Source organism: Corynebacterium sp. HMSC05D08 (genome assembly GCF_001807215.1).
Taxonomy (GTDB): Bacteria; Actinomycetota; Actinomycetes; order Mycobacteriales; family Mycobacteriaceae; genus Corynebacterium; species Corynebacterium striatum.
Genome location: NZ_KV788362.1, coordinates 1 through 7,144, shown reverse-complemented (window position 1 = coordinate 7,144; position 7,144 = coordinate 1). Strand labels below are relative to the sequence as shown.

General features: G+C 57.5%; 19 protein-coding genes. 18 read left to right on the top strand and 1 reads right to left on the bottom strand.

Translation table 11 applies throughout. From position 1 onward, the window contains the following. The 3 genes from HMPREF3148_RS12630 to HMPREF3148_RS12620 all read left to right on the top strand — a co-directional run. On the top strand, positions 1-470 hold a 470-nt coding region (locus tag HMPREF3148_RS12630), incomplete at its 5' end, for a single-stranded DNA-binding protein (RefSeq protein WP_049159724.1). Between the two features lie 9 nt (positions 471-479). Next, a complete protein-coding gene (locus HMPREF3148_RS12625; protein WP_168163012.1) occupies positions 480-674 on the top strand; it encodes a hypothetical protein in 195 nt (64 codons plus the stop codon). After that, on the top strand, positions 674-880 hold the full coding sequence (locus HMPREF3148_RS12620) for a hypothetical protein (protein WP_070509276.1): 207 nt from the start codon (positions 674-676) through the stop codon (positions 878-880). Before HMPREF3148_RS12625 ends, HMPREF3148_RS12620 begins: the two co-directional genes overlap by 1 nt. A gap of 77 nt (positions 881-957) precedes the next feature. Here the strand turns inward: HMPREF3148_RS12620 and HMPREF3148_RS14170 are convergent, their stop codons facing one another. Beyond that, on the bottom strand, positions 958-1,092 hold the full coding sequence (locus HMPREF3148_RS14170) for a hypothetical protein (protein ID WP_256364836.1): 135 nt from the start codon (positions 1,090-1,092) through the stop codon (positions 958-960). 2 nt (positions 1,093-1,094) lie between these two features. On the opposite strand from HMPREF3148_RS14170, the gene HMPREF3148_RS12615 reads away from it, so the two are divergent. From HMPREF3148_RS12615 to HMPREF3148_RS12555, 15 genes are all read left to right on the top strand, one after another. After that, the gene (locus HMPREF3148_RS12615) at positions 1,095-1,355 is read left to right on the top strand and encodes a hypothetical protein (RefSeq protein ID WP_070509274.1); all 261 of its coding nucleotides are present in this window, start codon (positions 1,095-1,097) and stop codon (positions 1,353-1,355) included. After that, on the top strand, positions 1,352-1,504 hold the full coding sequence (locus HMPREF3148_RS13765; RefSeq protein WP_165033320.1) for a hypothetical protein: 153 nt from the start codon (positions 1,352-1,354) through the stop codon (positions 1,502-1,504). Before HMPREF3148_RS12615 ends, HMPREF3148_RS13765 begins: the two co-directional genes overlap by 4 nt. Continuing rightward, positions 1,479-2,339, top strand: a complete 861-nt coding sequence (locus tag HMPREF3148_RS13895) for a hypothetical protein (RefSeq protein ID WP_210383010.1) — start codon at positions 1,479-1,481, stop codon at positions 2,337-2,339. The genes HMPREF3148_RS13765 and HMPREF3148_RS13895 overlap by 26 nt, the downstream gene beginning before the upstream one ends. Continuing rightward, positions 2,333-2,770 (top strand): hypothetical protein, encoded by a 438-nt coding sequence (locus HMPREF3148_RS12605; protein ID WP_070509273.1) that lies wholly within the window; start codon positions 2,333-2,335, stop codon positions 2,768-2,770. The genes HMPREF3148_RS13895 and HMPREF3148_RS12605 overlap by 7 nt, the downstream gene beginning before the upstream one ends. Before the next feature lie 187 nt (positions 2,771-2,957). Then, complete coding sequence (locus HMPREF3148_RS12600; protein WP_070509271.1) at positions 2,958-3,368, top strand: hypothetical protein; 411 nt, start codon at positions 2,958-2,960, stop codon at positions 3,366-3,368. A gap of 2 nt (positions 3,369-3,370) precedes the next feature. Beyond that, the gene (locus HMPREF3148_RS12595) at positions 3,371-3,814 is read left to right on the top strand and encodes a hypothetical protein (RefSeq protein ID WP_070509269.1); all 444 of its coding nucleotides are present in this window, start codon (positions 3,371-3,373) and stop codon (positions 3,812-3,814) included. Beyond that, the gene (locus HMPREF3148_RS12590) at positions 3,811-4,002 is read left to right on the top strand and encodes a hypothetical protein (protein WP_070509267.1); all 192 of its coding nucleotides are present in this window, start codon (positions 3,811-3,813) and stop codon (positions 4,000-4,002) included. Before HMPREF3148_RS12595 ends, HMPREF3148_RS12590 begins: the two co-directional genes overlap by 4 nt. Further along, positions 3,999-4,352: a hypothetical protein gene (locus HMPREF3148_RS12585; protein WP_070509265.1), complete on the top strand. Its 354-nt coding sequence runs from the start codon at positions 3,999-4,001 to the stop codon at positions 4,350-4,352. The genes HMPREF3148_RS12590 and HMPREF3148_RS12585 overlap by 4 nt, the downstream gene beginning before the upstream one ends. After that, positions 4,349-4,528 (top strand): hypothetical protein, encoded by a 180-nt coding sequence (locus HMPREF3148_RS12580; protein WP_070509263.1) that lies wholly within the window; start codon positions 4,349-4,351, stop codon positions 4,526-4,528. The genes HMPREF3148_RS12585 and HMPREF3148_RS12580 overlap by 4 nt, the downstream gene beginning before the upstream one ends. A 5-nt stretch (positions 4,529-4,533) precedes the next feature. After that, positions 4,534-4,896, top strand: coding sequence for a hypothetical protein (locus HMPREF3148_RS12575; RefSeq protein WP_070509261.1), 363 nt, complete (start codon positions 4,534-4,536; stop codon positions 4,894-4,896). A 54-nt stretch (positions 4,897-4,950) separates the two neighbouring features. Then, positions 4,951-5,295, top strand: a complete 345-nt coding sequence (locus HMPREF3148_RS12570; RefSeq protein WP_070509259.1) for a hypothetical protein — start codon at positions 4,951-4,953, stop codon at positions 5,293-5,295. After that, positions 5,292-5,648 carry a hypothetical protein gene (locus tag HMPREF3148_RS12565; protein WP_070509257.1) on the top strand — a complete coding sequence of 119 codons (357 nt, stop codon included), beginning with the start codon at positions 5,292-5,294 and terminating at the stop codon, positions 5,646-5,648. The genes HMPREF3148_RS12570 and HMPREF3148_RS12565 overlap by 4 nt, the downstream gene beginning before the upstream one ends. Then, a complete protein-coding gene (locus tag HMPREF3148_RS12560; protein ID WP_070509255.1) occupies positions 5,645-6,112 on the top strand; it encodes a hypothetical protein in 468 nt (155 codons plus the stop codon). The genes HMPREF3148_RS12565 and HMPREF3148_RS12560 overlap by 4 nt, the downstream gene beginning before the upstream one ends. A gap of 170 nt (positions 6,113-6,282) precedes the next feature. After that, positions 6,283-6,561 carry an HNH endonuclease gene (locus HMPREF3148_RS13395; RefSeq protein WP_083287783.1) on the top strand — a complete coding sequence of 93 codons (279 nt, stop codon included), beginning with the start codon at positions 6,283-6,285 and terminating at the stop codon, positions 6,559-6,561. A 141-nt stretch (positions 6,562-6,702) separates the two neighbouring features. Continuing rightward, a complete protein-coding gene (locus tag HMPREF3148_RS12555) occupies positions 6,703-6,909 on the top strand; it encodes a hypothetical protein (protein ID WP_070509253.1) in 207 nt (68 codons plus the stop codon). Positions 6,910-7,144 lie beyond the last annotated feature (235 nt).

Sequence of the window (7,144 nt, the reverse complement as noted above, 5' to 3'; positions counted from 1 at the left end):
TAATGGCTAATTTCATCGCAATCAGCGGCAACCTGACTAGGGAACCGGAGATGCGCTACACGCCCAGCGGGAAGCCGGTTGTTAGCTTCACTGTCGCGCATAATACCCGCCGCTTCGACAAGCAGACGAATGAGTGGGAGGATGGCGAACCCATATTCATGGATGTGGACTTCTGGGGCAAGAAGGGCGAGAACTTCGTCAACGCCTACGCGCAGCAGGGCAAAGGCCCGGTGCTGGTACTAGGCCAGTTGAAGCAGGACACCTGGGAGGATAAGAACGGTGGCGGCAAGCGTAGCAAGCACAAGATTAACGCTGATGATGTTTCCTTCATCCCACGCGGACAAGGCGGAAGCCAGCAGCAATCCTCGGCTCAGCAGCAGTGGCAGCAGGCAGCACAGAACGGTCAGACCGTCCAGTCTGGGGCGTGGGGCAACCCCGCACCAGTAGGCCAAGGCGAGCCTCCCTTCTAGGTGGCCGACATGGATGTAGCCTACTACCAGGAAAAGCTGGAACAACTCGAAGACAGGCTCCTCGCCTACGCCTACGACATCGAACACCTCAAGCACTACAGCAACGATGATCCAACCCCCGCAGAGTTGCAAGACCTCGGGGCAGCAGACCTAGCCAAGGCAGCTGCCCACGTCATAACCCTCATCAGACGAGGTGAGTATTGATGCCGTACGTGGAAATGGCGGCGGCAGACCTACCACGATTTAAGGGCCGCCGCGTGGTACTCATACCCGAGGCGTACAGCCCAGATCGGGTAGCTGACCGCCTTATTTTCGCCGCGCAGGAAGGCCGCATCGTGTTTGGTGCCACCCGCGACGGGCGCTTCACTCTCGACGTGGCCGCGCCTGTCCTTATCGACCCCAACCAATAACCCCGCTAGGACCTCCACAGTCCACCGGCGGGGCCTTTTCTTTTGCCCCGATGAAATACCAACCACTCTACGAACACCTACGTGATGACGTTCGCCAGCTCAAAGCAGACCTCGAAACCCTCGCCGCAGGAAGCAGCCTCCACCGAGACGCCTACTTCGACGCCGCAGACATGACCAAATTTGTACTCGAAAAAGCCGAAAAGAGAACCCAAAAATGAATGAATCAATCATCCCGCAAAAAGCCAACACAGTAAACGAATGCCGCCGTCTCCTACCCCGCGGCCTGCGCATCATGATCGCCACCAAACGCCCCCTGGACGACATGCCAGAACCAGCCCTCGAATGGCTACAACGCCATGATCTCATCCGCCCCAACAAACGTATGGGAGAACCCGGGCAGAGCACCTGGACGTACACCGCAACCGGAATACGCCTCGAAGGCGAACTCATCAAAGAAACAAAACGTGTGGCATGACCACCCATCAGCAGCGTGAGGACATGCGCGCCTGGTTGGAATCCCAAGACGTGTACTGCGCCCAACCAGCATTCCTTGACGCACTCATCCAGTTGTTCCAAGCACTAGAGGAAGGAGAAAATAATGCGCATTCGCAGCATCAAACCTGAATTCTGGCGCAGCGAAGATATCTCATCACTACGCGTCGAAGACCGCCTACTGTTTATCGGCCTGTGGTCATACGTAGATGACAACGGCGTAGGGGTTGATAGGGATGCGTTGATTGCCGCTGACTTGTTCGCCGATGACCTTTCGCGAGACCCTCTCGAGACCCTCGCGAGAGTTTCCGGAGGGTTGCAGAGGCTTTCAGAAGCGGGCCGAATCATTCGATACACCGTTGGCTCAAAGAATTTCATAGCAATTCACAACTGGGGCAAGCACCAACGCGTCGACAAGCCGAACAAGGCACGATACCCAAACCCTACCAGCGAAAACGCAGAAATTCGCGAGACCCTCGCGAGACCCTCGCGCCTGGAACAGAGGAACAGGGGAACAGAGGAACAGAGTAAAAACACTTGTTCATCTAACGATGAACCGGGGAGTGAACCAGCGGATGAACCAACAAGTGAACCCAACCCCTACCCGCAAGCCTTCGAAAACTGGTGGAACCTCTACCCAAGGAAACAAGCCAAACGAAAAGCACTCAACGAATGGCGACGCGCCACCAAACGCATCAACCGCGAAGAACTCAACCAACGCACCCAAGCCTTCGCCACCTTCCACGAAACCGAAGGCACCGACAAACAATTCATCCCACTACCAACCACATGGCTAACCCGCGACGGCTGGGAAGACGAGCTCATCCCACGCCGCCTCGCCAACCAACAAGCCCAACAGACAACCAACAGTCTCGACGCATGGCTGCCACCAAACCAATCCCAGGTTGTCGACGGCGAAATCGTCGAACAACACGACTGGACCTCCAAAGGAGAACTCCCATGGTGAACCAAGAACTCACCGCTAACCTTCTACGACTCGGGAAACAACTAGCCCCCGACCGCTTCCCCCAACCCTCACCAGAAACCACCGAAGCATGGGCCATGGCCCTAGACCGCGTATACCCACCAAAACTCTGGCGAGACGCCATAATCCTCTACGCAACCCAACGAGTAAGCGAACGCATGTGTACCCCACGCGACATCCTCAACGCCGCCGCAGACACCGTACGCCGCTGGGAATCCAACCCCACCGACAAACAAGAACTCGAAACATTCCGCACCCAACGAATGCACACGAAATACCAACAAATGCTCGGAGACCGCTACACCCCAGAAGCCGTTCCGGGGCCACCAACACGCGGGGAAATCACAACAGCCTCACCCGACTTTGCGGAATTGAAGCAACGCCTAGCCAAAGCACGAAAGGCCCTACCATGACCAACGACCACGACGACGAAGAAACCGAATGCCCGCACTGTGACGGCTGGCCCTGCATCTGCGACAGCAGCTACGAACTCTGGGCCGGCAAATAACCCCCCAACAGCCCCACAGACGGACGAACACACCACCGCCGGTACAAATAGGCGGAGACACCAAACCAACCCGCCAGAAAGGCACACAGCGCATGAACCACACCATCGAAGTACCCATCTCACTAATCAAAGCCGGGGACATTGCCGCAATCCGCGACCTGCTACCGCAGGAAAACCTTTTCGGCAGGTGGGCAGAACACACCACGCTTGGGCTCGGAATCATCATCAGCGAGCACCCAGACCAAGAGAATTTTGTAAAGTTCGTCAATGGTAAATCGTGGTCGGGCGTAACCCTCGACGACCTCACTCTTGACCCGGTAGAACTCGTCACCGTTGAGGACCTCGAGAGCGCGCCAGAGGGCACAGTCATTTCCGACACGGGAGCAAATGCCTACCAAAAACTCAGCACCGACGCGTGGGAAAGTAGAAACGACTACCTCACCGCTAAAGAGATGGCAGTCAGCGGCCCATGGAAAATCCTCCGATACGGATGGGGAGAATAGCCATGCCTAAGACCCTCGCAGACATGGCCCCAGAGCAGCGCGCCACCTGCATCGGAATGTGGTGTGAGTATCCGAACACCTACGACCGCCTGGGCATAATCTACGCGCTCGACGATGAGGACGATCCCTGGATACTGCGCTTCGACGTGCGCACAGAGATCTTGGGATATGACGCGAAAAATATTATCCCGCGCTTTGACCTGCCCCGCGCATGGACACCAGACGGGCAGCCGGTTCCAGGCGAGTGGGAGGACGGTCATGTGGTTGTTTCCTACGATGATCCAGACCCCTGGATTCTCAAGGACGCGGTAAGCATCGAGGGACTGTCAGAGGGTGGCATGAGCTACTACGATGCTCCGCCTAACGGTATTGAGGTGAAGCTAGATAAGTTTGGTGAGGGTGAGGGCAAAGCCCGCCGCTGGGTAGGAGACTGGGAGCAAGCATGAGCCGTACACCAGAGGAGCAGTACATCACAGCTCTCCAACAGGAAAACAAACGCCTCCGCACAGAGCTAGCGAGTCTGCAACGGGACGCCCGCTACGCAGCCCAATTCCACGCAGACCAGCTAACCGCCCCGCAGGTCTTCAAAGCCTTGGACACAACAATCACCACAATCCTCGAAGGACAGCAATGACCGAAGACGACTACTGGGAATTACGGCGTGACATGCGTAAAGACGACGCAATCATGCATACCCCACAACCAGGAAACCCCATCACCCTCAGCCCTGATGACCACCACATGATTGTCAGCGCTATGCGCTACGCGCAGGGCCGCAACAACTATGTCGTCCGCCGCACCACGCGCTTCGTCATCGACCACTGGGACGACCTCAGCGAGAACACCCGCTACATCCTCACACGGGACGCTGGCCTTGACCTCGAACTACGCCGGGACGAAACCCCTGACCAGGCCGCCCACTACCGCCGCACCAACCCCGACTGGGAGGCATACCTCGACCACCTCCAAAAGGAGCAGAAATGAGCACCCCAACCCGCCAAGAAATCCTAGATGCACAGCTCGCCCGCCAATGGGCGGAGCAGGTGCAGCAAACTGACGCGGAGTACGAGCGCAAAGGACGGCGTTACAGCGGCGACCTGATGCGCGCTGCCGCCGCGCTGACAGGCGCAGTCGCACTACTCGGATACGAATGGGGATAGCACCAATGACTGACCTCACCACCAGCAACCTAAAACGCCTACTCGCTGAGGTCACACCCGGGCCGTGGAAACATGACAACGAAGTAGGTGAAATCCTAGGCGCATATTACGAGAAAAACGGCATTGGGTACATCCCAACTGTCGGGTACGCAGACGATTACAACGCTGACCTGATCGCCCTCGCCCCGGAACTCGCGGATGAAATCCTACGGATGCGGAAAGAGCTTATCGACTGGGCTGACGACGAAGCCCAAGCACACAACGCCCTAGTGAAGCAAGCGCAAGAGGCAGGCGGCGCGGGAATTATCACCACCCACAAGACCATCTACAACCGCATTTTGGACATCCTAGGAGACCACGATGACTAATTTTGACCGTGCCCTCGCGGTACTCGAAGCAGCCCAATACGCAAAGGAGCAAGCATGACTATTCAAGGATTCCGCCTGACCAACAAGGGCCGCGCAGCCCTGATAGCGATGCAGGAAAATGCGAAGCAGGATGAAGAAGTCCCGGCTCACTACCGCATAGCAGATGCACTCGCTGAGGCGGGCCTACTCACACCAGAACCAGGCGGAGAAGCCATGTCTTATGAATACGCGGTGCAATACAAAACGCCTGACGGCTGGAAATACAGCCGAGAATCGTGGGATTGCCGCTGGCAAGAAAGCGAAGCCGTCCAAGAAGTCCGCGCCCACCGCGACCACCCCGAACAAGAAACACGAATCGTCCGCCGCATGGTCAGCACCCCAGAGGCGATAGACGAATGAGCAACCGCAACAAACAGAAAGGCGACCGCGCAGAACGCGCCGTCCGCGACTACCTACAAACCATCTGGCCAGGCACACGCCGCACACGCGCAGGATGGGACGAAGACCTCGGAGACGTCATAGCAGACACACCCCGAGGTCTTCTCTGCATCCAAGTCAAAGACGTCGCCACACCCCAATGGAAAACCTGGTTCACCCAACTCGAAGACCAAGTGCAGACCCTGCGCGCCAACACCACCAAACCAGTAGTAGGAGGCGTTTTGATTTGGAAGGCGAGGGGGAGTGCAGACCCCGCCACCTGGCGCACCATCACAACCCTCAACCACCTACCCCAACTCATAGGAGAACCATGAGCCAAGTAGACGAACAACACCTCCGCCACCTAGCCCGCCACCTCGCCAACCTCTACCGCGAGCTCGACAGCCTCAAGTACGCACGACCAACCCCGCCCGAAGTCCGCGCCATGAAACCCGCACCCGGGCCACAATCACCCGGCAGCTGGCTCTACGTCTCATGCTGGCTCGACCAAGAGCCCCGCCTGCGCGAAGTAGCCTTCAACGCCTTCAGCGATATCGGGGTCAAAGTCCGGGACGACGAAGCTGGGGCAGTCGCACTCTGCCAAAAACTAGCCTTCCACGCACAGGCAGTGTCAGAGCTCGACTGGGCAAGCGACCTCACAGACGAACTCGCACACCAGACCAAGGTGATAGGCAGGAGAGTCACACCACCAACCAAAACGACGATTGCACGAACCGAACGCATCAAACACCACCTCGAAGCCAAGTACCTACCGCAACTTGACAAACCACCCAAATAATGTGATACGCTTGCGCTAACGCAAGAAACCCCGGAACACCACCGGGGGTTTCGTCGTTTTATCTAGTCTTGTCGCCACCCGAACCGGCACATCCAGCCAAGGAACGACACACGGGCGCAGGCCACCGGCTCACGACCGGAACAAGACACCAAAGAAGGAGGTAACACAACATGTGGGAAAACCCATCAGGAGGAGCACCACAACACCTCCGAAAAGCCGCACTAAACCGAGACCACCACCAATGCGTCCAATGCGGCAACACACAACAACTAGAAATCGACCACATCCAAAACATCGCCAGCGGCGGCACGCACAACCTCAACAACCTCCAAACCCTCTGCAAAACCTGCCACCGAGAAAAAACCCGCAGCGAAATGCGCAAAGGACACCAAACCCGCGCAAACCGCGCCAAATACCCCAAAGAACAACACCCAGGCCTCAAAACCTAAACCCAACCAACAACAAAAGACAGGGGACAACCCCCTCCCCCCACCATCGCAGAGGGTCGGAAGGCAATGTTGCTAGGGTCGCGTACAGGTCTGGGGTTTTTGATTCGCACGCACCCGCTATAGGTGGTATAGTCTGTAGGTATGGAGAAAGAAGCCGCCAGGGAGAATTTACGCCGCGCCGCGTTGAATCTGCGCTCACATGATGCTGTGCGTGATATGTTGCAGCGCGAGCGTGATCAGGCTTTGGCGGATGCGCGTGCAGCCGGTGCCACTTGGGTAGAAATGCAGTCTGATTCGGGTCTGACTGTGGGGGCGGTTCAGTCTGGGTTGGTGAGGGCAAAAAAATAACCACCGCCGGTGCGGTGGTTTGGTGCGTTAACGTGTGCGCAGCGTGAAGGTGTCGCCGCTGACTATGATGCGGACCTGGGGCTCATCCCCGCTTACGCGGGGCGGACTCGGCGAAATGTGATGGGTTGACGCGGATCCGGGGCTCATCCCCGCTTACGCGGGGCGGACTTGCTTCAGTCTCTTTGCGAAGCGGTCCACTTCGGCTCATCCCCGCTTACGCGGGGCGGACCGTCAG